At 71.8% G+C, this 25,202-nt stretch carries 20 protein-coding genes and 1 pseudogene; 12 read left to right on the forward strand and 9 right to left on the reverse strand.

The features are described 5' to 3' along the window. Positions 1 to 184 precede the first annotated feature (184 nt). Genes nirB through ACH34W_RS31715 form a run of 4 tightly spaced genes read left to right on the forward strand, consistent with a single transcriptional unit; the run spans position 185 to position 5,102 of the window. Entirely contained in the window at positions 185 to 2,716 is a 2,532-nt protein-coding gene (gene nirB / locus ACH34W_RS31700; protein ID WP_395964806.1) for a nitrite reductase large subunit NirB, read from the forward strand. Continuing rightward, entirely contained in the window at positions 2,713 to 3,171 is a 459-nt protein-coding gene (gene nirD / locus ACH34W_RS31705; RefSeq protein WP_395964807.1) for a nitrite reductase small subunit NirD, read from the forward strand. The genes nirB and nirD overlap by 4 nt, the downstream gene beginning before the upstream one ends. Next, a complete protein-coding gene (locus tag ACH34W_RS31710; RefSeq protein WP_395964808.1) occupies positions 3,155 to 4,345 on the forward strand; it encodes a uroporphyrinogen-III synthase in 1,191 nt (396 codons plus the stop codon). The genes nirD and ACH34W_RS31710 overlap by 17 nt, the downstream gene beginning before the upstream one ends. Positions 4,346 to 4,349: 4 nt before the next feature. After that, positions 4,350 to 5,102, forward strand: a complete 753-nt coding sequence (locus tag ACH34W_RS31715) for a sirohydrochlorin chelatase (protein ID WP_395964809.1) — start codon at positions 4,350 to 4,352, stop codon at positions 5,100 to 5,102. Positions 5,103 to 5,149: 47 nt separating this feature from the next. Here the strand turns inward: ACH34W_RS31715 and ACH34W_RS31720 are convergent, their stop codons facing one another. After that, positions 5,150 to 5,713, reverse strand: coding sequence for a dihydrofolate reductase family protein (locus ACH34W_RS31720; protein WP_395964810.1), 564 nt, complete (start codon positions 5,711 to 5,713; stop codon positions 5,150 to 5,152). An 83-nt stretch (positions 5,714 to 5,796) separates the two neighbouring features. On the opposite strand from ACH34W_RS31720, the gene ACH34W_RS31725 reads away from it, so the two are divergent. Further along, positions 5,797 to 6,777, forward strand: a complete 981-nt coding sequence (locus ACH34W_RS31725; protein WP_395964811.1) for an ATP-binding cassette domain-containing protein — start codon at positions 5,797 to 5,799, stop codon at positions 6,775 to 6,777. A 2-nt stretch (positions 6,778 to 6,779) separates the two neighbouring features. Next, positions 6,780 to 7,664: an ABC transporter permease gene (locus tag ACH34W_RS31730; protein WP_395964812.1), complete on the forward strand. Its 885-nt coding sequence runs from the start codon at positions 6,780 to 6,782 to the stop codon at positions 7,662 to 7,664. A gap of 85 nt (positions 7,665 to 7,749) precedes the next feature. Here ACH34W_RS31730 and ACH34W_RS31735 read toward each other — a convergent pair whose 3' ends face one another. Together ACH34W_RS31735 and ACH34W_RS31740 are read right to left on the reverse strand one after the other, a co-directional pair. After that, a complete protein-coding gene (locus ACH34W_RS31735; RefSeq protein ID WP_395964813.1) occupies positions 7,750 to 9,156 on the reverse strand; it encodes an RNA polymerase sigma factor in 1,407 nt (468 codons plus the stop codon). A gap of 195 nt (positions 9,157 to 9,351) precedes the next feature. Continuing rightward, positions 9,352 to 10,533: an AMP-binding protein gene (locus ACH34W_RS31740; RefSeq protein ID WP_395964814.1), complete on the reverse strand. Its 1,182-nt coding sequence runs from the start codon at positions 10,531 to 10,533 to the stop codon at positions 9,352 to 9,354. Between the two features lie 91 nt (positions 10,534 to 10,624). Between ACH34W_RS31740 and ACH34W_RS31745 the strand changes: the two genes are divergently transcribed. The 4 genes and pseudogenes from ACH34W_RS31745 to ACH34W_RS31760 all read left to right on the forward strand — a co-directional run bounded on the left by ACH34W_RS31745 (position 10,625) and on the right by ACH34W_RS31760 (position 14,901). Further along, a complete protein-coding gene (locus ACH34W_RS31745) occupies positions 10,625 to 11,524 on the forward strand; it encodes a 1,4-dihydroxy-2-naphthoyl-CoA synthase (protein ID WP_395964927.1) in 900 nt (299 codons plus the stop codon). Positions 11,525 to 11,533: 9 nt separating this feature from the next. After that, positions 11,534 to 12,520, forward strand: a pseudogene (locus ACH34W_RS31750) (o-succinylbenzoate synthase); the annotation flags it as partial. Next, on the forward strand, positions 12,517 to 14,187 hold the full coding sequence (menD, locus tag ACH34W_RS31755; RefSeq protein WP_395964815.1) for a 2-succinyl-5-enolpyruvyl-6-hydroxy-3-cyclohexene-1-carboxylic-acid synthase: 1,671 nt from the start codon (positions 12,517 to 12,519) through the stop codon (positions 14,185 to 14,187). The pseudogene ACH34W_RS31750 and the gene menD, both read left to right, overlap by 4 nt. A gap of 171 nt (positions 14,188 to 14,358) precedes the next feature. Further along, positions 14,359 to 14,901, forward strand: a complete 543-nt coding sequence (locus ACH34W_RS31760; RefSeq protein ID WP_395964816.1) for a YdeI family protein — start codon at positions 14,359 to 14,361, stop codon at positions 14,899 to 14,901. Here the strand turns inward: ACH34W_RS31760 and ACH34W_RS31765 are convergent. Genes ACH34W_RS31765 through ACH34W_RS31785 form a run of 5 tightly spaced genes read right to left on the reverse strand, consistent with a single transcriptional unit; the run spans position 14,891 to position 21,442 of the window. Continuing rightward, positions 14,891 to 15,961, reverse strand: a complete 1,071-nt coding sequence (locus tag ACH34W_RS31765) for a DUF917 domain-containing protein (RefSeq protein WP_395964817.1) — start codon at positions 15,959 to 15,961, stop codon at positions 14,891 to 14,893. The two genes, ACH34W_RS31760 and ACH34W_RS31765, sit on opposite strands and share 11 nt — an antisense overlap. Further along, complete coding sequence (locus ACH34W_RS31770) at positions 15,954 to 17,534, reverse strand: hydantoinase/oxoprolinase N-terminal domain-containing protein (RefSeq protein WP_395964818.1); 1,581 nt, start codon at positions 17,532 to 17,534, stop codon at positions 15,954 to 15,956. The genes ACH34W_RS31765 and ACH34W_RS31770 overlap by 8 nt, the downstream gene beginning before the upstream one ends. A 56-nt stretch (positions 17,535 to 17,590) precedes the next feature. Then, on the reverse strand, positions 17,591 to 19,024 hold the full coding sequence (locus tag ACH34W_RS31775) for a purine-cytosine permease family protein (protein WP_395964819.1): 1,434 nt from the start codon (positions 19,022 to 19,024) through the stop codon (positions 17,591 to 17,593). Positions 19,025 to 19,061: 37 nt separating this feature from the next. After that, positions 19,062 to 20,390 (reverse strand): hydantoinase/oxoprolinase N-terminal domain-containing protein, encoded by a 1,329-nt coding sequence (locus ACH34W_RS31780; RefSeq protein WP_395964820.1) that lies wholly within the window; start codon positions 20,388 to 20,390, stop codon positions 19,062 to 19,064. Further along, positions 20,387 to 21,442 carry a DUF917 domain-containing protein gene (locus ACH34W_RS31785; protein ID WP_395964821.1) on the reverse strand — a complete coding sequence of 352 codons (1,056 nt, stop codon included), beginning with the start codon at positions 21,440 to 21,442 and terminating at the stop codon, positions 20,387 to 20,389. The genes ACH34W_RS31780 and ACH34W_RS31785 overlap by 4 nt, the downstream gene beginning before the upstream one ends. A gap of 104 nt (positions 21,443 to 21,546) precedes the next feature. On the opposite strand from ACH34W_RS31785, the gene ACH34W_RS31790 reads away from it, so the two are divergent. Continuing rightward, positions 21,547 to 23,004, forward strand: coding sequence for a PucR family transcriptional regulator (locus tag ACH34W_RS31790; RefSeq protein ID WP_395964822.1), 1,458 nt, complete (start codon positions 21,547 to 21,549; stop codon positions 23,002 to 23,004). 68 nt (positions 23,005 to 23,072) lie between these two features. Here the strand turns inward: ACH34W_RS31790 and ACH34W_RS31795 are convergent, their stop codons facing one another. Further along, complete coding sequence (locus ACH34W_RS31795) at positions 23,073 to 23,876, reverse strand: tyrosine-protein phosphatase (RefSeq protein ID WP_395964823.1); 804 nt, start codon at positions 23,874 to 23,876, stop codon at positions 23,073 to 23,075. A 284-nt stretch (positions 23,877 to 24,160) separates the two neighbouring features. On the opposite strand from ACH34W_RS31795, the gene ACH34W_RS31800 reads away from it, so the two are divergent. Continuing rightward, on the forward strand, positions 24,161 to 25,189 hold the full coding sequence (locus tag ACH34W_RS31800) for a fatty acid desaturase family protein (protein WP_395964824.1): 1,029 nt from the start codon (positions 24,161 to 24,163) through the stop codon (positions 25,187 to 25,189). Positions 25,190 to 25,202 lie beyond the last annotated feature (13 nt).

Genomic DNA, 25,202 nt, shown 5'->3' on the forward strand with positions numbered 1-25,202 from the left:
CATCCCACAGCCCCCGCCCAACCACCCTTTCAACGGACAAGCTGCGCTTGGCTCGCCTGATTGCGAGGTGACCACGATTCGATTTCAACGTGAGCGTCTTTTAACACGCCGGTGACAAAGGGGACGCAGTCGCGAAACGGCCCCTGCTGAGGATCGGCGCATGGGTGATGGAGGAGGCGGACGGATGAGGTTGGTCGTCGTCGGGCACGGTCCGACCGGACACCGGCTGGTGGAGGCCCTGCGCGAGCGGGACACCGCGGGCGTCTGGCGGGTCACGGTGGTCGGTGAGGAGATCCGGCCCGCCTACGACCGGGTGGCGCTGACCTCCTACCTGACGGAGGACGCGGAGCTGGCCTATCCGGCCCACGACGCCGACGTGGAGATGATCACCGGCGACCAGGTCGTCCGCATCGACCGGGACGCGCGGACGATCCGGACGCGTCACGGCCGGGAGATCGGCTATGACGCGCTGGTGCTGGCCACGGGCTCCGCCCCGTTCGTGCCGCCGGTGGAGGGCAAGGACCTGCCGGGCGTCTTCGTCTACCGCACGATCGACGATCTCGAGGCGCTCCGCGAGCACTGCACAAACCTTACAACGTCAAGGCCCGGGGCTGGCGGCGTCGTCGTGGGCGGTGGGCTGCTCGGCCTCGAAGCCGCCCGCGCGCTCCAGGGCCTCGGTGTCGACACGCACGTGGTCGAGGTCGCGCCCTGGCTGATGCCGCGGCAGCTCGACGAGGGCGGCGGCGCGATGTTGCGCCGCCACATCGAGAGCCTGGACATGAAGGTGCACGCGGGAACGCCCATGGCGGGCCTGGAGGCCGGTGAGACCGGCGCCGTCGCGCGGGTGGCGCTCGCCGACGGCTCGGCCATCGACGCCGGAGTGGTGGTCTTCTCGGCCGGCATCCGGCCGCGCGACGAGCTGGCCCGCGACTGCGGGCTGCCGGTGGGCGAACGCGGCGGGATCGTCGTCGACGAGACCTGCCGCACCGCCGACCCGGCCGTCTACGCGGTGGGGGAGTGCGCCCTGGTCAGCGGCCAGGTGTACGGGTTGGTCGCCCCCTGTTTCAGTATGGCCGAGGTGGTCGCGGACCAGCTCCTGGCCGCCGCCGCGGGGGACGAGAGCCCCGCGTGCTTCACCGGCGCCGACCTGTCGACGAAGCTGAAGCTGATGGGCGTGGACGTCGCCAGTTTCGGCGACCCCTTCGCCGGGCCCGAGCAGGGCGCGCTGGACGTCACCTACACCGACCCGGTCGCGGGGATCTACAAGAAGCTCATCGTCAGCGACGACGCGCGGACGCTGCTCGGCGGTGTCCTGGTCGGTGACGCCGAGTCCTATCCGACGCTTCGCGCGTTCATCGGCGCGGAACTGCCCGGCACGCCCGAGCAGGCCCTGTTCGGCGGCACGGAGGCGGCAGGGGGCGAGCTCCCCGGTGCCACCGTCATCTGCAGTTGCAACAACGTCAACGCCGAGCACATCCGCTGTGCCATCCGGGATGAGGGCCTCACCGACGTCGGCGGGGTGAAGGGCTGCACCCGGGCCGGGACGAGCTGCGGCAGCTGCGTGCCGCTGGTGAAGAAGATCCTGGACGCCGAGCTGACGGCGGCCGGCATCGAGGTCAGCCGGGCGCTGTGCGAGCACTTCGCCTACAGCCGCGCCGAGCTGTTCGACATCGTGCGGGTACGCGGCATCACCACGTTCACCCAGCTCGTCAGCGAGCACGGCCAGGGCGGGCGGGGCTGCGACATCTGCAAGCCGGTGGTCGCCTCGATCCTGGCGAGCCTCGGCAACGGCCACATCCTCGAAGGGGAGCAGGCCGCGCTGCAGGACACCAACGACCACTTCCTGGCCAACATGCAGAAGAACGGCACCTACTCGGTGGTGCCGCGCATCCCCGGCGGGGAGATCACCCCGGACAAGCTGATCGTCATCGGCGAGGTCGCCCGCGACTTCGGGCTCTACACCAAGATCACCGGCGGTCAGCGGATCGACCTGTTCGGCGCCCGTGTCGAGCAGCTTCCCAGGATCTGGAAGCGGCTGGTGGACGCGGGGTTCGAGTCGGGTCACGCGTACGGCAAGGCCCTGCGCACGGTGAAGTCGTGCGTCGGCTCGACCTGGTGCCGCTACGGCGTGCAGGACTCCACGGCGATGGCGATCCTGCTGGAGCTGCGTTACCGCGGCCTGCGCGCCCCGCACAAGCTCAAGTCCGCCGTGTCGGGCTGCGCACGCGAATGCGCCGAGGCACAGAGCAAGGACTTCGGCATCATCGCCACCGAGAAGGGCTGGAACCTTTACGTGGCGGGGAACGGCGGCATGCGCCCCCGGCACGCCGACCTGTTCGCGACCGACCTCGACGACGAGACCCTCGTCCGCTACATCGACCGGTTCCTGATGTTCTACGTCCGCACCGCCGACCGGCTGCAGCGCACCGCGAGCTGGCTGGAGGGGCTGGAGGGCGGGCTCGACTACCTGCGCGAGGTGGTCATCGAGGACCGCCTCGGCATCTGCGCGGAGCTGGACGCGGCGATGGACCGGCACGTCGGCTCCTACGCCGACGAGTGGCGCGACGCCATCGAGGACCCCGGCAAGCTGAGCCGTTTCGTCTCGTTCGTCAACGCACCCGACACTCCCGATCCGAGCATCGTCTTCGAGCAGGAACGCGATCAGATCAAGCCGGTCCTGGTGACCGGTCCACGCCTGGAGGTGGCCGCCCGATGACCACGACACCCGACATGACGATCACCCGAGACACCGCAGTGCTCCCCACTGCCGTGCCCACCGCTGTGCCCGCCGACAGGGGCCGCTGGGTGGACGTCTGCTCCTACCCCGACCTGATCCCCGAACGCGGCGTCTGCGCGATGGTCGGCGGGCTTCAGGTGGCGGTCTTCCGGACCTTCGAGGGCGAGCTGTTCGCGGTGTCGAACTTCGACCCGTTCAGCAACGCGTACGTGATCTCGCGCGGCATCCTCGGCAGCCGCGGCGGCGCGCCGACCGTCGCGTCGCCGATGTTCAAGGACGTCTTCGACCTGCGGACCGGCGTCTGCCTGGCCGACCCGGAGGTGGCGCTGCCCACCTTCCCGATCCGCCGCAATCCCGTGGGTGACCGTGTGGAGGTGGCTGTGGAGGGGGCACTGCCCGATGAGCACCGGGGGTCTGATGAGCACCGGGAATGAGCCGCTCGCCGGCTTCGCGGTCGGCGTGACCGCCGACCGCCGGCACGAGGAGCTGGCCGCGCTGCTGGAGCGGCGCGGGGCCCGGGTCGTGCACGCGCCGGCGATCCGCCTCATCCCGCTGTCGGACGACGCCGACCTGCTGCACGCCACCGGCGACTGCATCGAACGGCCCCTCGACCACGTGGTCGTCACGACCGGCATCGGCTTCCGCGCCTGGCTGGAGACGGCCGACGGGTGGGGGTTGCGCGACGCGCTCATCGAGCGGCTGTCCCAGGTGGACATGCTGGCGCGCGGGCCCAAGGCGCGCGGCGCGATCCGTTCGGCAGGCCTGCAGGAGGTGTGGTCGCCGACGTCGGAGAGCTGCGCCGAGGTGCTCAAGCACCTGCTGGAGAAGGATCTGAACGGCACCCGGATCGCCGTGCAGCTGTACGGGGAGGAGCTTCCCGAGTTCACCGGAGCGTTGCGGGCGGCCGGGGCCGAGGTGATCGAGATCCCGGTGTACCGGTGGTCGCGCACCGATGACTCCACGCCGCTGCGGCGGCTGGTCGGGCAGGCGGTGGCGGGGACCGTGGACGCCATCACGTTCACCAGCTCCCCGGCGGTCGCGGCGACGCTCGCGGTCGCCGCCGAGGACGGCCTGGAAGAGCCGCTGCTGGAGGCGTTGCGGACGCACGTCGTGGCGGCCTGCGTCGGGCCGGTCACGGCACAGCGGCTGACGGAGAGGGGCGTGCCGACCGTCCAGCCCGAGCGGGCCCGGATCGGGGCGCTGGTGCGGGCGCTTGTCACCGACCTGCCGCAACGGCGGTCGCGGCGTCTCGAGGTGCGCGGGTTCTCGCTGGAGTTGCGCGGGCACGCGGTGGTGCTCGACGGCCAGCTGAAGCCGATCGCGCCCGCCCCGATGGCGATCCTGCGAGCGCTGGCGCGGCGTCCCGGGCATGTGGTGTCGCGTGCCGAGCTGTGCGGGGTGCTGCCCAGCCGCCTGATGGTGGGCGGCGTGCCGTGGGGCCGGGACGGGCGGCCCCAGGCCGACGAGCACGCGGTGGAGATGGCGGTGGCGCGGCTCCGGCGCGGGCTGGGCCGGTCCGGGATCGTCGAGACCGTCGTGAAGCGCGGTTACCGCCTCGCCTGCGACCCGCGTTTGATCGACCCTGTTCGTGCGGAGATGAGTGGCTGAGCCGATGGACGAACATTCGACACTGCCACATTCGACACTGCCACAGCCGACGCTGCTGGCCGTCGCGCACGGGACCCGGGATCCGGCCGGTGCCGCCACGATCCGGGCGCTGCTCGACCGGGTGCGGGCACTGCGGCCGTGGCTGCGGGTGGCGGAGGCGTACGCGGAGATCGCCGCGCCGTCGCTGGAGGACGCGCTGCGCGGCGTCGACGGGCCGGTGGTCGCGGTGCCGCTGCTGCTGGCCCGCGGGTATCACGCGCTGATCGACATCCCGGGGCGGGCCGAGCGGCTGCACCCCGGCCTGGTCACCTCCCGCCCGCTCGGGCCGGACGGCATGCTCGCGGACGCCATGATCGACCGGATGACGGCCGCCCTGGCCGGCGGGGAGCCGCTACGGCGCACCGACGCCGTGGTGCTGGGCGCGGCTGGATCGTCCGATCCGGCGGGCGTCGCCGACGTGCGGGCCGCCGCGCGGATCCTGGCGCGGCGGCTTCGCCGGCCCGTGCCGTACGGCTTCGTCGCGGCCGATGGCCCGGGGCTGGCCGAGGTGGTGGAGGAACGGCGCCGCGATGGCGCGGGCCGCGTCCTGGCCGCCTCCTACCTTCTCGCGCCCGGGTTGTTCCACCACCGGATCGAAGCGGCGGGCGCCGATGTCGCGAGCGCGCCGATCGGGGCCCACGACGCGGTGGCGCAGCTGGTGCTGGACCGGTTCGACGAGGCCCGCCTGAGGCTCGGCGGCGCGGTGCCCGCCGCCTGAGCGGCGCGGGGTCACGTCCCCTCGGTCTGTGCCTCCCCGATCTCTGCCTACTCGTTCGCGGCCGGCGGGGTCTCAGCGGGCGCGTAGATCGAGTGCAGGACGCCGGTCTGGAACACCGTGTTGTCGATCAGGCGCAGCGGCTGCGTGGGCGTGTCCTCGAAGAGCCGCTGGCCGTGGCCCACGGCGATCGGGTGGACCAGCAGGTTCAGTTCGTCGAGGAGCCCGTTGGCGAGCAGCCAGCGAACGAGGGTGGCGCTGCCGGACATGGCGATGTCGCCCTCGCTCTGCTCCTTGAGCTCGCGGATCTTGGCGGCGACGTCACCAGAGATGATCGTGGTGTTGTTCCACGTGGCCTTGTCGAGCGAGTTGGACACCACGTACTTCGGCTGGTTGTTGATGAACGTGGCGAACGGCTCGTCGTCGCTCTGCGCGGGCCAGTAAGCCGACCACTCGTCGTAGAGCTTGCGGCCCATCAGCAACGCCGTGGCGGTCTCCATCCCCGCGCTCACCGCGGCGCCCATCTCGTCGTTGAAGTAGGGGAAGTGCCACTGGTCGGGCGACTCGACGACGCCGTCCAGCGAGATGAAGAAGTTAGAAACGATCTTGCCCATGGCCGCCATCCCATCCTTGGAAGCGCGAGTGACACGGAGATGCTTCTATCGTTGGCAGTGCTAACTTATCTGCGGGGAGAGCCATGGCGAACGGGGAACCCGCTGTCGCGGTCGACGGGCTGGTCAAACGTTTCGGCGAGCTGGAGGCCGTGCGGGGGATCGAGCTCCAGGTGGCGGCGGGAGAGATCTTCGGGTTCCTCGGTCCCAACGGCGCCGGCAAGTCGACCACCATCAACATGCTCTGCACCCTGCTGCGGCCCACCTCCGGCTCCGCGCGGGTCGCCGGGCACGACGTCGTCTCCGAACGCGACGACGTGCGGCGCAACATCGGGCTCGTCTTCCAGGATCCGACACTGGACAACTACCTCACCGGCGAGCAGAACCTGCGCTTCCACGCCGAGTTGTACGGGGTGCCGCGAGCCCTGGTGGCGGACCGGATGCGCCAGGTGCTGGAGATGGTCGGACTGTGGGACCGGCGCGGTGACCGTGTGGAGATCTATTCCGGCGGCATGAAACGGCGGCTGGAGATCGCCCGGGGGTTGCTGCACTCGCCCCGGGTACTGTTCCTGGACGAGCCCACGGTCGGCCTCGATCCCCAGACGCGCTCCTCGATCTGGGACTACATCCGCCGGCTCAAGGACGCCGAGGAGATCACGATCTTCATGACGACCCATTACATGGACGAGGCGGAGTTCTGCGACCGCATCGCCATCATGGACCAGGGCACGATCGTGGCGCTGGACACGCCCGAGGCGCTCAAAGCGGGGGTGGGCAAGGACCGGGTGCAGATCCACACCGACGACGACGGGGCCGCGATCGCGGCGTTGCGGGACCGCTTCGGCCTGGAGGCGAAGGTCGCCGAGGGCGCGGTGACGTTCGCGGTGCCGTCGGGGGAGGCGTTCGTGCCGCGGCTGTTCGCCGAGCTCGGGATGCCGATCAGGTCGGTGAGCGTGTCGCGGCCGTCGCTGGACGATGTGTTCATGTCGTTCACCGGCAATACGATTCGCGACGCCGAGGGGTCGGCCAGCGACTGGATGCGAATGGTCGCCCGGGGAAGGAGATGACCATGGGGACTCCGGCTCCGGCGGAGGCGGGCAGCGGCGTCGTCCGCGTTCAGGTGCCCGAACGCAGTTTCCGGCACGACCTGCGCGTGGTGAAGATCGTCCTGCACCGGGAGCTGATCCGGTTCTGGCACGACAAGATGCGCATCGTCTCCACCCTGGTCCAGCCGGTGCTCTGGCTCCTGGTGATGGGAACGGGGCTGTCCAACCTCATGGCCAGCGGCGGCCCGTCCGGCGAGATCGACCTCAAGACGTTCATCTTCCCGGGCGTCTGCGCGATGTCGGTGATGTTCACCGCGATGTTCTCGGCCGGCTCGATCGTGTGGGACCGCGAGTTCGGCTTTCTGCGCGAGATGCTGGTCGCGCCGGTCAGCCGGTCCGCGATCGTCGTCGGCAAGTGCGTCAGCGGCGCCACGGTGGCCACCCTGCAGGGCCTGCTGATCGTGATGCTGGCCGGGCTGGCGGGTGTGCCGTACGACCCGCTGTTGCTCCTGGAGATGATCGGGATCATGTTCCTCGGCGCCTTCGCGCTGACCGGCTTCGGCGTGATCATGGCCGCGCGGATCAAGACCATGCAGTCGTTCTTCGCCCTCATGCAGATGGCGATGATGCCGATGATGTTCCTGTCGGGCGCCCTCTATCCGCTGAACGGCCTGCCCACCTGGCTGAGCGTGCTCACCCGGATCAACCCGCTGACGTACGCGGTGGACCCGCTGCGCCAGGTCGTCTTCGCCCACCTGGACGTGTCGGCGGAGCTCGAGAAGACCTTCAACCCCGGCGTCACCTGGAACGGGTGGGTCGTCCCCGTCTGGCTCGAACTCCTCATCATCGTCGCCCTGGGCCCCATCCTGACCGCCGTGGCCATCTGGGAGTTCCGCCGAGGAGACTGACGGCGCGCGACGCACGACGCCGAAGACCAGCGAACCCCGCCGGGCCGGGTGGCCAGGCGGGGCTCGTGTGCGTGCTGGGCTGGGGTCAGACCGCGAAGTCGAGCAGCGGCTGGGCGTTGCTGGGGTGCCGCAGCTTGGAGAGCGACTCCTTCTCCAGCTGGCGGATGCGCTCGCGCGTCAGCCCGAGGGCCTTGCCGATCTCGTCGAGCGTCCGCGGCGTCCCGTCGAACAGCCCGAACCGCATCGCCATGATCTTGGCCTCGCGCGGGCTGAGGATGTCGAGGGTGCGGCGCAGCTGCTCGGCCATGAGCTGGCGGTCGACCAGCTCGGCGGCCTCGGGGCTGTCGGTGTCCTCGATGAGGTCGCCGATGCGGGTCTCGCCGTCCTCGCCGATGGTGGAGTCGAGGCTGATCGGCTGCCGGCTGGTGCGCAGCAGCTCACGTACCTGCTCGGGGCTCTTGTCGAGCTCCACCGCCAGCTCCTCCGGGGTGGGCTCGCGGCCCAGCCGCTGGTGCATGTCCCGCTCGATCCGGCTCAGCTTGCTCAGCATCTCCAGGACGTGGACGGGAAGGCGGATCGTGCGGGCGGAGTCGGCGAAGCCTCGCTGGATCGCCTGGCGGATCCACCACATGGCGTAGGTGGAGAACTTGTAGCCCTTGGAGTAGTCGAACTTCTCGACCGCGCGGATCAGGCCCAGGTTGCCCTCCTGGACGACGTCCAGCAGGGACAGCCCGCGGTCGGAGTACTTCTTGGCGACCGACACCACCAGGCGCAGGTTGGCCTCAAGCATGTGGGACTTGGCGCGGCGGCCGTCGGCGGCGACCCACTCCAGGTCAAGGCGGCGCTGGGGGCTGAGCTTCTGCGTCTCGAGCAGGTGCTCGGCGTAAAGCCCGGCCTCGATGCGCTTGGCCAGGTCGACCTCCTGCTCGGCGGTGAGCAGCTGGCGCCGCCCGATCGCCTTGAGGTAGGTGTGCACCGAGTCGCCCATGGTGGTCGACTGGTCGTCCAGGTCGGCGAGCGGCGCGCCCTCGACCTCGGTCACCTCGAAGGTTCCGTCGTCGGCGTCGTCGAGCTCCGCGGCGGCGGGCTCACGGTCGTCGACGGCCTGCACGGCGGCCTGGGTGGCGGACTTGCCGGCGGCCTTCTTGGCGGTGACCCGCTTCGCGGCGGGGGCCTTGGTGACCTTTGTCACGTCCGCCTCGTCCGCGGCTTCGCCGGGGCCGGCCGCCTTGCCGGGCTTGCGGGTCTTGGCCCTGGTGGTCTTGGCCGGGGGCTTGCCGGCGGACTCGGATTCGCTGGCCAGGCCGATGCCGGCGTCGGAGAGCTCGCGCAGGATGGAACGTCCCTGCGAGGGGCTGATACCGGCGGCTTCGAAGGCCTTGCGTACCTCGTCGAGCGAGAGGCGCCCTTGAGCACGGCCACGCTCGAGGAGGTCGGCGAGCGCCGGGCTCGTCAACTCCGTGAGCGGGGTCTCTACAGCGGTTCGCGGCATGGGGGCACCCCTCTCCCTTCACTGTGTGGGTGCGACGCGGAGGCGTAAATCGCTAGTGATGCGCGCACTTATCGGAACGCTGCACGGAGGGCTTCTGTTCCCGGCCACAGCGCCCGAAACCCCCGGGCGGGCCCCAGGAGCGGCCCGGAGCCCCTTGTGGAGCGCCGGATTCACATTCTTGAAGACTTTACGGGTTTATTGCGATCCAGGGCGCCGGAGGGCCTCCAGGTCCGGCTTGCCGGAGGGCAGGAGCGGGATCTCCCCGACCAGTTCCAGCTCGCGCGGCGCGGCGTACGCGGGCATGGTCTCGCGGATCCAGCCGCGCAGCCCCGCCAGATCGGGCGCCTCGCCCGCCGGCACGACCACGGCGGTCACCCGGTGGCCCCACTCGGGGTCGGAGCGGCCCACGACCACCACGTCCGCCACCTTGGGATGGCGGGACAGGGCCGCGGCGACCTCACCGGCGACGACCTTCTCCCCGCCCGTGACGATCACGTCGTCGGCCCGGCCGCGGACGCGCAGCCGCCCGTCCTCGATCACGCCGAGGTCCTGGGTCACGAACCAGTCGCCGTCCCGCGCGGCCGAGGTGAGCTGCGGCCGCAGCCGGTATCCGCTGAACAGGACGGGCCCGGCGAGCCGGATGCGCCCGTCCGCTCCGATGCCGGTCCGGACGCCGTCCAGCGGCACGCCGTCGTACACGCAGCCACCGGAGGTCTCGCTCATGCCGTATGTGGTGAAAACCCGCGCGCCGCGTCCCCTGGCGGCGTCGAGCAGGTCCGGGGGAGCGGCGGCGCCGCCCAGCAGGATGGAACGGAACTTCGACAGGTCGGTGCCCTCGTCCAGGAGACGGCGGAGCTGCGTGGGGACGACCGAGAGATGCGCCACATCGGCACTGGCCACCGCCATCGCGTCGAAGCGCGGCTGGATCACCGGCTCGGTCCCGGCGACGAGCGACCGGACCAGGACCTGGACACCGGCGATATGGCTGGTCGGCAGGCAGCACAGCCAGCGATCATCGGGCCCGGCCCCGATCCGGTCGAACGTCGTGGCCGCTGAGGCGAGCAACGCGCTCGCCGGCAGCTCGACGATCTTGGGGATGCCGGTGGAGCCGGAGGTCGCGATCAGCACGGCGGTCTCCGGCGCCACGGGGATGCCGGTGATCGGCATGCCGGCGCTGCCCGCCCGATGGGGGTGGATGCCGTCCTCGGTCTCGATCGCGTGCGGGGCCAGCGCGTTCACCAGGTCCCGGAGCGCCGGCCCGGGGAGGTCTGGGGAGATCGGGCAGATCGCCGGGCCGGTGCCGTCCAGCGCCGCGGCGAGCGCCGCGTACAGGCGCGGTCCCGGCGGCAGAACGACGGCGTGCAGACGGCGATCCATAATGCGATCAGCCTAAACGACCCCGCTGAACACGTTCGATTCGGCGTGCCGTTGAATGGAGGCGCCAGCGAGCGACATGGAAGAGGGGCACATGGTCTCGGAGCTGTTCGACAGCGGCGCCTGGAAGGAAGTCGAGGGCTTCGACTTCACCGACATCACCTATCACCGGGCGGTCGATCACGGCACCGTCCGCATCGCGTTCAACCGGCCCGAGGTGCGCAACGCCTTCCGGCCGCACACGGTCGACGAGCTCTACCGGGCCATGGACCACGCGCGGATGTCCAGCGATGTCGGCTGCGTCCTGCTCACCGGCAACGGGCCGTCACCCAGGGACGGTGGCTGGGCCTTCTGCTCCGGCGGCGACCAGCGGATCCGGGGCAAGGACGGCTACAAGTACGCCGAGGGGGAGACCGCCGACAGCATCGACCCGGCCCGGGCGGGGCGGCTCCACATCCTGGAGGTGCAGCGGCTGATCCGGACCATGGGCAAGGTCGTCATCTGCGTCGTGCCCGGCTGGGCCGCAGGCGGGGGCCACAGCCTCCACGTCGTCTGCGACCTGACGCTCGCCAGCCGGGAGCACGCCCGCTTCAAGCAGACCGACGCCGATGTGGCCAGCTTCGACGGCGGGTTCGGATCGGCTTATCTGGCCCGGCAGGTGGGGCAGAAGTTCGCCAGGGAGATCTTCTTCCTGGGTGACACTTATGACGCCGAGGCAGCACACCGCATGGGCATGGTCAACGCGGTCGTGCCGCACGCGGAGCTGGAGCGGACCGCGCTGGAGTGGGGCGCCAAGATCAACGGCAAGAGCCCGACGGCGCAGCGCATGCTCAAGTTCGCCTTCAACCTCGTGGACGACGGCCTGGTCGGGCAGCAGGTGTTCGCGGGCGAGGCGACCCGGCTTGCGTACGGGACCGATGAGGCCGCCGAGGGACGTGATTCCTTCCTTGAGAAGCGTGACCCCGATTGGTCGCGTTTCCCGTGGTACTACTAAAAACCTCAGGGTGAACGGCAGGGGGTCAAACGGGTGAGGGTCTACTCCATCCCGATGCGGACGCGGTTCCGCGGCATCACGCAACGGGAGGGCGTGCTGATCCACGGCCCCGCCGGCTGGGGCGAGTTCTCCCCCTTCGCCGAATACGGCCCCGCCGAGTGCGCACGCTGGCTGGCCGCGGCGCGTGAAGCCGCCTACGACGGCTGGCCCGCGCCGCTGCGCGAGACCGTTCCGGTCAATGTGACGATCCCCGCGGTCGGCCCCGAGACGGCCGCCGAGATGACGCGGGCCTCGGGCTGCCGCACCGCCAAGGTGAAGGTCGCCGAACGCGGTCAAGGCGAGGCCGACGACGTGGCCCGGGTGGAGGCCGTCCGCGACGCGATCGGCCCCGACGGCAGGATCCGCGTGGACGTCAACGGGGCGTGGGACGTCGACCGGGCCGTGCGGATGATCCGGACGCTGGACCGGTTCGGGCTGGAGTACGTCGAGCAGCCCTGCGCGACGCTGGATGAGCTGGCGCAGGTGAGGCGGCTGGTGGACGTGCCGGTCGCCGCGGACGAGTCCATCCGGCGCGCCGACGACCCGTTCAAGGTGCGGGCGGCCGAGGCCGCCGACGTCGCCGTGCTCAAGGTGCAGCCGCTCGGCGGTGTCCGCGCCGCCCTGAAGATCGCCGAAGCGTGCGGCCTGCCGGTGGTGGTGTCGAGCGCGGTGGAGACCTCGATCGGGCTCGCGGCGGGCCTGGCGCTGGCCGCCGCGCTGCCGGAGCTCCCGTACGCGTGCGGGCTGGCCACACTCTCGCTGCTGCAGGGCGATGTCGTCGGTGACCCGCTGGTCGCCGAGGACGGCGCGATCCCGGTACGCCGCCCGGACGTGGTCGAGGACGCCCTGCGCCGGTTCGAGCCCGCCGACGATGAGCTGCAGGCGGGCTGGCGGCGCCGGGTCGCCGACGCCCAGGCCCTGATGGACGCACCACCGGTGATCGGAGTCGCGCGATGAATCCGGCCACCGCACTGGCGACCGTGCTGGTCGACGAACTGCTGCGCTGCGGGATGACCGAGGCGGTGCTGGCGCCCGGGTCCCGGTCGGCGCCGCTGGCGCTGGCGTTGCACGAGGCGTCCGGGGCCGGCCGGGTCCGGCTGCACGTGCGCATCGACGAACGGTCCGCCTCGTTCCTGGCACTCGGCATGGCCAAGCGGTCGGGCCGGCCGGTCGCGCTCGTCTGCACCTCGGGCACGGCCGCTGCCAACTTCCACCCCGCCGTCATCGAGGCGCACGAGTCCCATGTGCCGCTGATCGTGCTGACCGCCGACCGGCCGCCCGAGCTGCGCGACACCGGCGCCAATCAGACCATCGACCAGGTCAAGATCTACGGCACCGCCGCGCGGTGGAGCTGCGAGATCGGTGTGCCGGAGAACCGGCCCGGCATGGTCGCCTACTGGCGTTCCCTGATCAGCCGGGCGTGGGGCCTGGCGCTCGCGCCCGACCCGGGCCCGGTGCACCTGAACGCGGCGTTCCGCGAGCCGCTGATCCCCGACGGCGACGCCACCTGGTGCGAGCCCCTGGACGGCGACGCGACGGGGGCCTGGACCAAGGTGCGGGCGGCCACGCCGGGGTCGGTGCTGCACGTGCCGCCGACCCGCCGCGGGGTCCTGGTCGTCGGTGACGGCGCCACCAACGTCAAGCGCTACGTCGCCGCCGCGTCGATGGCGGGCTGGCCCGTGCTGGCCGAGCCGAACGGCAACGCCCGCTACGGCGACCACGCGCTCTCCTCCCACCACTTCCTGCTCGGCGTGCCGGAGTTCGTGGAACGGCACCGGCCCGAGGTCGTCGTGACGCTCGGCAAGCCGGGTCTCTCCCGGCCCCTCCTTTCGTTGCTGCGCCGTGCGGAGGAGCACGTCGTGCTCTCGCCGGACCTGACGCGCTGGCCCGACCCCGTGCGTTCGGCCACCCAGGTCGCCCAGGACGTGGAGATCCCGGTGGTGTCGGGCGACGACGCGTGGCTGAAGTCGTGGCGCAGCGCCGACCTGACCGCCGCCGCGGCGGTGGACTCGGTGCTCGACGCGATCCCCGAGGTCAGCGAGCCGCGGCTGGCCCGCGACCTCGTCGCCGGGCTGCCGGGCGGCTCGTTGTTGTTCACCGCGGCGAGCATGCCGATCCGTGACCTCGATCAGGTGATGCGTCCGCGCCGCGGCATCCGCGTCATGGCCAACCGGGGCGCCAGCGGCATCGACGGGCTGGTCTCCACGGCGATCGGCGCCGCGCTGGTGCACAGCGGCCGCGCCTACGCGCTGCTCGGTGACCTGGCGTTCCTGCACGACCAGAACGGGCTGATCCTCGGACCCGACGACCGCCGCCCGGACCTGGCGATCATCGTGGTCAACAACGAGGGCGGCGGGATCTTCTCGCTGCTGCCGCAGGCGGCGCTGCGCGACCCGTTCGAGCGGGTCTTCGGCACGCCGCACCGGGTCGACCTGGAGCACATCGCCGCCGCGCACGGCATCCCGTACCGGCGCCTGGAGGCCGCGGCGGACCTGCCCAAGGCGATCGCGGGGGAGGGGCTGCGCATCGTCGAGGCCCGCACCGACCGCGACGCCAACGCTGTGCTCCACGCGGAGATGCGCAAGGCCGCCCACGAGGCCGTCCGCGCCTTGATGGCCCGCTGAGCACACGAATACCGTCTTCGCCACGAGTGCCATCGGAGCATGCCATCGGACACTATTTGAGCTCTCAAATTACAATGTAAAGGCGCCGGGTTTGGTGTATCTCCCCGAGTTGAGGAACTGCACGTTCCTCAACGACCTCTAGCTTTGGCAGAGAGGAAGGGAGAGAGCCGCATGATGCACTTCGAGAACGAGGCTCAGTGGGAATCCTGGCTGGCCGAGCACCACGCAGACGATGGCGGAGTGTGGCTGAAGATCGCCAAGAAGGGCGGGCGTGCCACCTCCCTCACGATCACCCAGGCGCTGGACGTCGCGCTGTGCTACGGCTGGATCGACAGCCAGCGCAAGGCCCATGACGAGGACTTCTACCTGCAGCGGTATTCACCCCGCCGCAAGGGCAGCCCGTGGTCGCGGGTGAACGTCGAGAAGGTCGAGGCGCTGATCGCCGCCGGGCGCATGCGGCCGCCGGGCCTGGCGGAGGTCGCCGCCGCCCAGGCGGACGGCCGGTGGGAGTCGGCCTATGTCGCCCAGCGCAACGCCACAGTGCCGCCCGACCTGGCCGCGGCGCTGGAGGCCGACCCGCAGGCCGCCGCCCGTTTCGAGGCACTCGACAAGACCGGCCGCTACCAGCTGATCCTTCCGCTCCTGAAGGCCAGGACCCCGGCGGGCCGCGCCGCCCGCCTGGAGAAGGCCGTGTCGGCCCTGCTCAGCGGCTGAGCGGGACGTGGCCGGTGTCGTAGCCGAAGTAGCGCGGCCCGGCCAGTTCCAGACCGCCGGGCGTCAGCCAGCGGGGGTCGCAGGGCACGCCGAGGACGGTGACGCGCAGGCCGTAGCGCAGGCCCTCGGTGGTGACCGGCTCGCCGCTGTCGGTGTCGAGCACGCAGATCAGGTCGGGCGTGGTCGCCACGATCTCACCGTCCCGCCGGGCGAGCAGGTGCTCGTTCTGGAAGCTGAGCTCCAGCCACCGGCCGTCGTCGCCGCCGAGGCCGTCGATGCGGGCCTGCCCGCGGGCGAAGCCGCCGGAGGTCCGGCGCTGGACGTCCGCGACCTTGCCGGTGAGGAGCCGGATCCCGCCGAGGAGATCGCTGGCTGCGGCGACCGGATCGGCGTGCGCGGCTCGGGCCTCGCGGACCGTGCGGCCGAGGTCTTCGGCGAGGGTGAGGGTGGCGGGGACGAGGCCGTCGGCCAGCTGGTCGCCGCGCATGACCGTGTCGGCGCAGGAGACCGAGCAGCCCATCTCGACGCACGCCGTGCGGGCGAGCCGTTCGGACCACAGGTTGGAGACCGTCTCCAGGACCAGGGTGTTGCCCTTGTCGTCGGCGACGGCCATCGGGGTGACGGTGACGCCGATGAGGCCGGGCAGCACCATCTGGGCCTCGGGGAAGGCGCGGCCCATGGCGTCGCCGTCGACCACGGGGAGCCGGGTCTGGGCGGCGGCGATGAACGGCGTCATGGAGTTGAGCCCGCCGACCTCGATGGGCACGAGGTGGGTGGCCTTGCGGCCGAGGAACCTCTCCAGGGCGCGGAGGGCGGTGACCTCCTCGGTGCCGGCGGGGATCTTCTCCAGCGACACGGTGGGGGCGCCCATGCCGGAGATGGCGACGACGGTGGCGTCGGCGGGCACCTCGTCGATGTCCACGACCGTCACCGGGCCGTGCTTGCGGATGGCGTGCTGGGCCAGCAGCTTGCCGACGTAGGGGTCGCCTCCGCCGCCGGTGCCCAGGATCCCGGCGCCGCGCGCCATGTCGTCCAGGTGCTCGGGGCGGATCTCACGCATGGGCGGTCTCCAGTCGCTGCAGGTCCAGGTCGCCGACCGCGTTGACCCGGATACGGGTGGCGCCGCCGGGCAGGTAGGCGAGGGGGACCTCTTCGATGTCGGTGATGGTGACGGTTCCGGGGCGGGCGCCGGCCTCCTCGGCGGCGTGTACGGCCTCGGCCTTGGCGGCGTCCAGGACGGCGTCCCGGCGGCCGGCGGGCACCTGGAAGACCCGGTCGACCTCGCCGCCGACCTGGGCGATGGCGGCGCCGATGGCGTTGGCGACGGCGAAGTGGCCGGGGCGCCGTACGTCGGAGAAGCCGGGCAGTTCGGTGCCGACCAGGATGCTGCCGCCGCCGACCGCGACGACGGGGATCGGCTCGGCGGAGGTGCGCATGCGGTCCACGGTCTCGGCGAGGCGTGCGGCGATGTGCCCGAGCCCGGCCTGGACGGCACCGGGGTCGAGGTGCGCGACGCGGGCGGCGTCGCCGATGTCGGCGCGGCCCGCCGCGACGGCGAGGTCGGTCGCGGTGAGCGTGTCACCGCCGAAGACGAGCGCCTCTTCGGTGAGCCGGTAGCCGACGCTGCGCGGGCCGATCGAGGGCGTGTCCAGGTCGGCGAGCGAGCCGCCGCCGATGCCGAGGGACAGCACGTCGGGGATGCGGAAGTTGGTGCGGACGCCGGCGAGCTCGGCCTCGCCGGCGGCCTGGCGCGGGAAGCCGCCGGTGAGGATGCCGACGTCGGCGGTGGTCCCGCCGACGTCGATGACGGCGCAGTCGGTGAGGCCGGACAGGTAAGCGGCGCCGCGCATGGAATTGGTGGGGCCGGAGGCGAACGTTGCGACGGGATGGCGGCGGGCGTGCTCGACGTCCATCAGCGTGCCGTCGTTCTGGGACAGGAACAGCGGCGCGGTGATCCCGGCGGCGGTGAGGGCGCCGCCGAACGCCTCGACGATGGTGACGGCGAGGTCGCGCAGCGCGGCGTTGACGATGGTGGCGTTCTCGCGGGGGAGGAGGCCGACGCGCCCGATCTCGTGGGACAGCGACAGGTGCACCGCGTCGCCGAGCTCGGCCGCGAGCACCTCCGCGGCACGGAGCTCGGCGTCGGCGCTGACCGGTGAGAAGACCGAGGAGATGGCGACCGAGCGGATGCCGCGCGCGGCGATCCCGGCGGCGGCCTTGCGCAGTTCCCCCTCGTCGAGCTGGGAGATCTCACGGCCGTCGTACTCGTGGCCGCCGTGGCAGAGGAACGAGGGGGCATCACCATGGGCATTGCCGAGGGCGGCGCGGAGCCGGGCGGGCCAGTCGGACATCGGCGGCAGCGCCGCGGTGGCGGGCAGGCCGAGCCGTACGGCCGCGGTCGGTGCGAGCCGTTCGCCCTCCACCAGGGCGTTCACGAAGTGCGTGGTGCCGATCATGACCGCGGTGATGGTGCCGGGTGCGGCGCCCGACCCGTCCAGGACCGCGTTGACGGCCGTGATCACGCCGCCGGTGACATCCGGGGTGGTGGGGGACTTGACCGTGGCGAGCACGGTGTCCCCGTCCAGCAGGACCGCGTCGGTGTTGGTGCCGCCGACGTCGATGCCGATGCGCATTCCGCTCCTTTGCTGTGTGGGATTTACGGGGTGTGGGATTTGCTGTGCCTGGTGATCTACGAGTGGGTGGTGGCCGCGGTGCCGCCGCGTGCGGCGGCCTCCAGGGCTGCGGCCGGCTGGTCGGGCTGCTCGACGGGGAGCTCGCGGGTGCCGCGGACCAGGCCGAGGCGGGCGGCGAGGACGTAGCCGACGCCGGCGAGGAGCAGCGAGTTGAGCGCGGGGATGCCCCACCAGTGGTGGTGCTCGCTGAACCAGCCGACGGTCGCGGCGGCGGTCCAGAGCACGAGGGTGGCGGGGACCCAGCCGGGTTCGGTCTCGGGCAGCCTGCCGAGCTCGCGGGAGGCGTCCAGGGCGGGCCGCCAGCGGCGGGCGACGAAGTACTCGGCGACCATGATCCCGGCGATCGGCGGGGTGAGGACGCCGAGCAGGGTGAGGAAGTCGGCGAACCGGTCGAGGATCCCGGCGGCGGCCGCGATGCTGCCGAGCACGCCGATGCCGACCGTGACCGCGACGCGGTTGAGCCGCACGCCGACCAGCGACTCGACGGCGTTGATCAGGCCCAGCGCGGCCGAGTAGAGGTTCCAGTTGTTGATCTTCGTGGTGGCGGAGATGAGGATGATGACGCCGGCGACGCCGGAGGACGCGGTGATGATGGCGATGACGTCGGAGGTCTTGACGGCGTACGCCAGCAGCACGCCCGCCAGGCCGAGGACGTACTCGCCGAGGGAGATGCCGACGAGGGTCTGCTTGACCACGTCGCCGGTGGTGCGGTTGAAGCGGGTCATGTCGGGGGTGGTGACGGCGCCGACGATGTAGGACCCGGCGACGATGGTCGCGCCGGTCGCGATGGACATCGGCTCGCCGAACGGCGGTGAGGCGACGAGGTCGCCGAGGCTGTGCTTGGAGATCTCCACGTACATCGCCCAGCCGGCCAGGCCGAGGAAGGCCGGGACGGTGACGAACGCGGTCCAGCCCATGACGCGGAAGCCTCTGAGCACCAGCACCGTCACGCCCAGCCCGGCGATGATCGACCAGACCCACAGCGGCGGGCCGCCCACCAGCGAGTGCAGGCCCGTGGCGAACACGGCGGTCTGTACGCCGAACCAGCCGAACAGCGAGACCGCGATGACCACCCCGATCAGCGTCGACCCGTACCGGCCGAACCCGGTCCAGCGGGCCAGCACCGAGGTGGACAGGCCCTCGCGCATCCCGGCGATGCCGACGAAGATGCAGACGACCTCCAGGATCACCGAGCCGAGGGTGAACGCCCAGAAGGCGCCCCAGAACGACAGGCCCGCGCCCAGGGTGGCGCCGAGGAGGAACTGGGTGAGGTCCGACAGCTGGCCGAACCGCTGGACCGCGACGTTGAACCAGGAGTAGCGGGCCGACTGCGGGACCCGTTCGAGCGGGTAGTCCTCGTCGGTGTGGGAGGAGGCCTTGGCCGGTATTGGGGGCGATGGCTGGTCGATGGGTGAGCCGGTCTTTGACATGGGTTGGCCTTTCGGGCTGGGCCGGGGTTACAGGGGGTTACAGGGGGTGGGCGGGGCCAGAGGCGCGGGCGTGCAGCCGCAGAGTGACGCTGGGCAGGTAGGGGAGCGGGGTCTGTGTCACTTCCGACACCTGGACGCGGCGAGGGTCGGCTCCGGCCCGTACGGCGCTGGCGCGGGCTTCTTCCCGTACGTCGTCGAGGACGGCTTGCAGGCCGGTGCGCGGGTCGAGGCGGACGACGCGTTCGGCCTGGCCGCCGACGGGGCTGGAGGCGGCGCCGATGGCTCCCGCGACGGCGCCGTGGTCGGGGTGGCGGACCTCGGCGACACCGGGCAGCGTCGCGGGGACCTCGGTGGCGCCTCCGCCGACGACGACCAGGGGGAGCCGTCCGGCGGCGGGCTGCATGCGGTCGACGGCCTCGGCGAGCTCGTGGTGGGCGCGCGGGCCGCCGCGGGGCACCCGGATGACGTCGGGCATCCAGAAGCCGACGGGGACGCCGGTGATCTCGGCGTCGAGCGCCTGCTGCGGGAAGCCGGCGGTGAGGGCGGCGACGCGGACGCGGTGCTCGCCGACGTCGGCGACGACGGCGTCGGCCAGCCCGGTGAGGGTGGCGGCGCCGCGCAGCGTGCCGGCCAGGCCGCCGCCGAGGCCGAGGCCGGGGTGCCGGCGCAGGTGGCCCAGGCCCATCAGGGTGCCGTCGCCGCGGGTGACCAGGACGGTCGCGGCGCCGCCGATGGCCGCCTGCAGGCCGTCGGCGAGATCGGCGGTGACGCGGTGCAGCGCGGCGTCCAGGACGGTGGTGTTCTCGCGTTCCAGCAGGCCGAGCGGGCCCAGCTCGCCGGACAGCGAGATGTGCATGGCGTCGCCGAGTTCGCGGCGGATGATGTCGGCGGCCTGGCGTTCCTGCGCGCCGTCCACGGGCGAGAAGACCCCGGCGATGGCGATCGCGTCGGCGCGCCCGGCGAGTGCGGCGGCGAACGCGGCGACGGCGCCGGTGTCGAGCGGGGTCCATTCGGCGGCGTCGAAGCCGCCGCCGCCCTCGACGATGGCGGTGCCGGCGCAGACGGCGTCGCTAAGGTCGGCGGGCCAGCCGAAGAGGGGCCGCACGGCCTGGGCGGCGGGCCCGCCGATGCGGAGCACGCCGACCTTGGCGAGGCCCCGTCGTTCGACGAGGGCCTGCGCGGGGCCGCGGAGGCCGACGGCGACCTGGGTGCGGGGGTGCTGGGGGAGCGCGGCCAGGGCATCGCGGACGGATGCCACGGGATCGCCTGGAACGGACGGCACCTTGGCCGTTGCCCAGGGCACCGCGTCGTCGGTGAGGACGGCGGCGTCGGTGTGGGTGGGGCCGACCTCGATTCCGGTGATCACGTGGCCACCTCCGGTGTGGTGGCTGTGTCTGTGATGGCTGCGTCCAGGCCGAAGGCGGCCGGTCCGGCGAGTCGGCGGCCCTCTGGGGTGTTCCAGACCGGCGCGCAGGGGAGGGCGAGCACGCTGACCCGGAGCCCGTAGCGCAGCTGTTCCACGTCGATGGCGGCGGCGGTACGGGTGTCGAGGACGGCGATGATGTCGGGGACCAGGGTGAGTGCGCGGCCGTCCTCGTAGGCGGCGAGGTACTCGCTCTGTGCCTCCAGCCGTAGCAGCCGCCCGGTGTCGGGGCCCAGCCCCTCGACGATGGCGGCGGTGGCGCCGGTCCCGGTCCGGTCGACAGCCGAGATCTTGCCGGTGATCAGGCGGCCGAGGCCGCCGCCCGGCTCATGGGGGACTCCGCCGGCCAGCGCCGCTCCGATGGCCAGGGCGCGCGACACCGAGCCGGTGACGGCGGCGGTGCGGACCTGGCCGGCGCGCAGCACGTACTCGGAGGTGGCGGCCTGGCCGCCGAAGGCCTCGAGCACTCCTCTGGCCAGCCGTTCCAGCCACCGGCCGTCGACATGGTCGAGGACGACCGTGCGGCCGCGTTCGTCGGTGAGGACGCAGGGCGTGGGCGCGATGCCGGCCAGTTCCATGGCGTTCTGGTCCATGCGGGGGAAGGCCCGGCCCATGGCGTCGGCGTCCACGAGCGGCAGGCCGAGGCCGGCTGCCCATGCCACGGCGTGGCAGCCGTTGGAGCCGCCGATCTCGCTGGACATCAGCGCCGCTACGGGCGCGCCGTGCAGCCGTTCGACGGTGTCGCGCAGGACCTCGGCCTCGGTGCCGCCGCCGATGCGTTCGCCCGCGACCGCCGGGGAGCCGATGATCCCGCACGGCATGACCAGCGCTCCGGCGTCGAGGTCCTCGTGCTGCACGACGTGGACGGGTCCGTGATCTTCGACGGCCTGGAGCGCGGTCGCCAGGGCGACGCCGACGCCTCCGCCGCCGCCGGAACCCAGCACCGCGCAGCCGCGAGCGAACGTGGGGAGTGTGGTGCCGTCCAGGAGAGGCATGGCGTCAGCGTAGGACGGGGCATGCCATGATCTCGTGTGCTGGCCGCCTCTAATTTGCCTGGTCAGTGTGCTTTTAGCACACTTCTACGGGATAGCCTGCTGGCGTGGACACCGTCATCGCCGATCTGCTCGCCGCGCCGGGACGTCCTGGATCGCTTGATCTGCTGGCGGGTCCGGCGGCCGGCCGGCCGGTGTTGGGTGTGCGGCTGGTGGAGGATCTGCGGGTGCTGTCCGAGGTGCCGCCGGGCTCGCTCGCCGTGCTGACCGGCCCCGCCTCGTCCCGGGCCACCGCGTACCTCCTGGATGTGGCGATGCGCGACGTCGTGGCCGCGGGCGGTGCGGGGCTCGTACTGACAGGCGGTGCGGCCCCGCCTGTCGCCCGGACGGTGCAGGGCATCGCCGAACGGGGGCGTGTCGCGCTGCTGCACAGCGACGGCGTGGACCTCGGCGGCCTTGTGATCCTGCTCGCCCGGGTGGTCGAGGGCGGCGCGGCGGAGGCGTTCGCACGGCTGACCGCTGCTTTGGACGGGATCGTGCGCTCTGGCGGTGATGCCGAACGCATGGTGGCGGCGTTGAACGAGGCGCTGGGAGTTCCGATCGAGCTCCGCGCGCCGGGGCCGGGAGAACGCGGCGAGGTGGCTCGGGGGCGCGAGGGGGAGGTGACGCTCGCGGCGCCCGAGCTCGGCGGGCACCTCGGCCAGGCCGTGGCGGTGTCCTTGCGGATGGCAGCGGAGGCGATCGCCCGTGCCGCCGGGGGAGCGGCGGAGGACACCCCCATCCGGTCACGGATGTTGCTGCTGTCGGAGCTGCTGGTGTCTCCCGAGGGCCAGGCGTTGCGGTTGCTGGGGAGGGCCCGCGGGATCGGGCTCCCTGTGGACGGCTGGCACATCGCGTTGCGCGTGGAGCCTGTGGAGCTGCAGGGACCAGAACGGTACGACCTGCTGGACGCGGCTGGCCGGGTGGCGTTGCAGAGCCTGCGCTCGGCCGGTGGCGCGCAGTGGAATCCGGCGCGCGCGGATGACGCCCTGCTGCTCATCCGGACGCAGACCGGCGACCCCGGGCGGGACGGCCTGCGTTCGGCCGTCGGGGACGCCGAGCGGCTGCTGGGGGAGCTGCGCGGCCGGTTTCCCGCTGCGGGGTTGCGCTGTGGCGTCGGCGGAGCCCACCGCGGACCGCTGGGGCTGCGCGGCTCGGCTCGGGAGGCCCGGACCGCGCTGGCCCGGGGCGGCGGACGTGATCGCCCGGTCACGGCGCACGACCTGGCGGGCCTGGACCGCATGCTGGGGGAGTGGTACGCCTCGGACACCGCGTGGGCCTCGGCACGGGAGCTGCTCGCGCCGATCGAGGCGCTGGGGGCCGAGCGGGCCGAGCCGCTGCTGCGCACCCTCCAGGCCTATCTTGACCACCAGGGGTCGCCGGCGCGGGCGGCGGAGGAGCTGCATCTGCACCGCAACGCCGTCACCCAGCGCATACGGAAGGCGGGCAGGCTGCTCGGCGTGGATCTGGCGGACCCGGAGCAGCGGCTGGCGCTCCAGCTGGCCTGCCGCGCACTCCGGATCTAAAGTGTTCCAGTTGTAAACTTACAACGTAAAGGTGTGGGGTTTGATCAAACCCCACACCTTAAACAGCCTCAATCCAGCAAGCGAGCTCGAAGCGCAGCGGTGTCCTCGGCCGTCCATCCGTGGGCGGTGAGCCATCCCAGCGAGCCGCCGAACTTCTCGTCCACGCGGGCCAGGAACTTCTCCATGATGAAGGCGTGCGGGTTATGGCTGTCGGCCGGCCGGGAGTCGAGGTCCTCGGCGTAGGTGGTGCTGGCGCGGAGCCGGGCCAGGATCGCGTCGATGCGTTCGCCGGTCTGGGCGTAGTCGGCCACGATGGCCTCACGGGTCACCCCGGCGACCTCCAGGGCGAACGCGCAGACCACGCCCGTGCGGTCTTTGCCTGCGGCGCAGTGGACCAGGGCGGAACCGGCGGGCCTGGTCATCACGCGCAGCGCCGCCACGATCGAGTCGGGCCGGTCGTCCAGGTAGCCGAGGTAGTGGCTGATCGGGCGGTCCTGTGCCGGTGAGTTGTCCGGGCGGGTCTGCCATGGGAGCACCTTGTCGATGTCCACGACGTCGGTGTCAGCGGCGACATCGGTGTGGCGGCCGCCCTCGGCGAACAGCGACAGATTGTGGACGGTGACCGAGGGTGTGCGGGTCAGCGGGCCGGGACCTTCGAGGTTCACCTCGGCGTCGCTGCGCAAGTCGATGACGTCCTTGAGCGCGTAATGGTCTATGAGGATCCTGACGTCGGATACCGTCAGGTCCTGCAGGTTGTCCGACCGCAGCACCCGCCCTCGCCGAGTCGTACCGCCATCCGCGGTGGGAAGTCCGCCCAGATCTCTGACATTGACCGCACCGTCCAGATCGATCCAGCGAGAGCGCGCATTCATGACCTATGACCCTATATGGCCGGTCTGTCATGTCTTGGCGGGGGAGCCAGCACCACCCCGGAACCGGGTGGCAGATCCCCTGCGAACGTGGTGCTGGAGCCCATGTGATCGTTCTGCGGGGTGGCCAGACTGAAGACCGGATCAAGCCCGTCACGTGCGGTTTCCGATCGGCACCAAGACCTGCGAGCCAGTCAGGAGATGGCTCCGCAGCGTGGCGACCGCTTGATCATCGTATCCGTAGCCTGCGAGTCGAACGAACTCATCCCCGAACGAATGGAGAGCCCATGACCGCCACCGTCGAAGCCCCGGCATCCCGCCGGAGCGCCGGCAGCGATTTCGCGCCGCTGTCACGAGAGGTCCGTGACAGCGGGCTGCTGGAGAGGCGGCGCGGCTACTACGCCTGGGCCATCGGAGTGAACGTGGCGGCCACGGCGGCGATCTGGGCGGCGGTGGCGTGGGCGGGCGCCACGTGGTGGGCGGTGCTGCTCGCCGTGCCGCTGGCGCTGGCGTCGGCTCGGACGGGGTTCCTGGGCCACGACGCGGGGCACCGGCAGATCGCGGGCTCGCATCGGGCGAACCGTGTCCTGGGCCTGATCCTGGGCGATCTGATGCTCGGGATGGGGTACGGGTGGTGGAACGACAAGCACAACCGGCACCACGCGAACCCGAACCATGTCGATAAGGACCCCGACGTCGGCGAGGGGCCGCTGGCGTGGACGCGGGAGCAGGCGGACGGGCGGCGGGGCGTGCTGGGGTTCCTGGCCCGCCACCAGGCGCGGTTGTTCTTCCCGCTGCTGACGCTGGAGGGGTTCAACCTCAAGGTCAACAGCGTTCTGTACCTGAAGCGCGCGCCGCGGCGGGAGAGGCTGATCGAGGGGGCGTTGCTGGCGGCGCACCTGGGCGGTTACGTCGGGATGGCCTTCTCGTTCCTGTCGCCGGCGCAGGCGGTGGCGTTCATCCTGCTGCACCAGGCGCTGTTCGGGGTGCACCTGGGCGCCTCGTTCGCGCCCAACCACAAGGGGATGGAGATGCCCGCTGACGGTAAGCGGTGGGATCACCTGCGGCGGCAGGTGCTGACGTCTCGGAACGTGCGTGGTGGCCTGGTGACCGACTACATGCTGGGCGGGTTGAACTACCAGATCGAGCACCACCTGTTCCCGAGCATCCCGCGGCCGAACCTGCGGAAGGTGCAGCCGCTGGTGCGCGAGCACTGCGCCCTGGTGGGCCTGCCGTACGTAGAGACGGGGCTGATCGAGTCGTACCGGGAGGCCCTGGGTTACATGCACGAGGTGGGCGAGCCGTTGCGTTCCTGAGCCCTATCCTTGT

The organism is Actinomadura sp. 6N118 (assembly GCF_044326415.1).
In the GTDB taxonomy this organism is placed as follows: domain Bacteria; phylum Actinomycetota; class Actinomycetes; order Streptosporangiales; family Streptosporangiaceae; genus Spirillospora.

Coding starts and splice junctions, on each gene's coding strand:
- ACH34W_RS31740 (WP_395964814.1), bottom strand. CDS start 10,533: ATGGATCGCCGTCTGCACGCCGTCGTTCTGCCGCCGGGACCGCGCCTG.
- ACH34W_RS31765 (WP_395964817.1), bottom strand. CDS start 15,961: ATGCGTGAGATCCGCCCCGAGCACCTGGACGACATGGCGCGCGGCGCC.
- ACH34W_RS31725 (WP_395964811.1), top strand. CDS start 5,797: ATGGCGAACGGGGAACCCGCTGTCGCGGTCGACGGGCTGGTCAAACGT.
- ACH34W_RS31785 (WP_395964821.1), bottom strand. CDS start 21,442: ATGCCTCTCCTGGACGGCACCACACTCCCCACGTTCGCTCGCGGCTGC.
- ACH34W_RS31800 (WP_395964824.1), top strand. CDS start 24,161: ATGACCGCCACCGTCGAAGCCCCGGCATCCCGCCGGAGCGCCGGCAGC.
- ACH34W_RS31710 (WP_395964808.1), top strand. CDS start 3,155: ATGAGCACCGGGAATGAGCCGCTCGCCGGCTTCGCGGTCGGCGTGACC.
- nirD (WP_395964807.1), top strand. CDS start 2,713: ATGACCACGACACCCGACATGACGATCACCCGAGACACCGCAGTGCTC.
- ACH34W_RS31795 (WP_395964823.1), bottom strand. CDS start 23,876: ATGAATGCGCGCTCTCGCTGGATCGATCTGGACGGTGCGGTCAATGTC.
- ACH34W_RS31745 (WP_395964927.1), top strand. CDS start 10,625: ATGGTCTCGGAGCTGTTCGACAGCGGCGCCTGGAAGGAAGTCGAGGGC.
- ACH34W_RS31770 (WP_395964818.1), bottom strand. CDS start 17,534: ATGCGCATCGGCATCGACGTCGGCGGCACCAACACCGACGCGGTCCTG.
- ACH34W_RS31715 (WP_395964809.1), top strand. CDS start 4,350: ATGGACGAACATTCGACACTGCCACATTCGACACTGCCACAGCCGACG.
- ACH34W_RS31735 (WP_395964813.1), bottom strand. CDS start 9,156: ATGCCGCGAACCGCTGTAGAGACCCCGCTCACGGAGTTGACGAGCCCG.
- ACH34W_RS31720 (WP_395964810.1), bottom strand. CDS start 5,713: ATGGGCAAGATCGTTTCTAACTTCTTCATCTCGCTGGACGGCGTCGTC.
- ACH34W_RS31775 (WP_395964819.1), bottom strand. CDS start 19,024: ATGTCAAAGACCGGCTCACCCATCGACCAGCCATCGCCCCCAATACCG.
- menD (WP_395964815.1), top strand. CDS start 12,517: ATGAATCCGGCCACCGCACTGGCGACCGTGCTGGTCGACGAACTGCTG.
- nirB (WP_395964806.1), top strand. CDS start 185: ATGAGGTTGGTCGTCGTCGGGCACGGTCCGACCGGACACCGGCTGGTG.
- ACH34W_RS31760 (WP_395964816.1), top strand. CDS start 14,359: ATGATGCACTTCGAGAACGAGGCTCAGTGGGAATCCTGGCTGGCCGAG.
- ACH34W_RS31730 (WP_395964812.1), top strand. CDS start 6,780: ATGGGGACTCCGGCTCCGGCGGAGGCGGGCAGCGGCGTCGTCCGCGTT.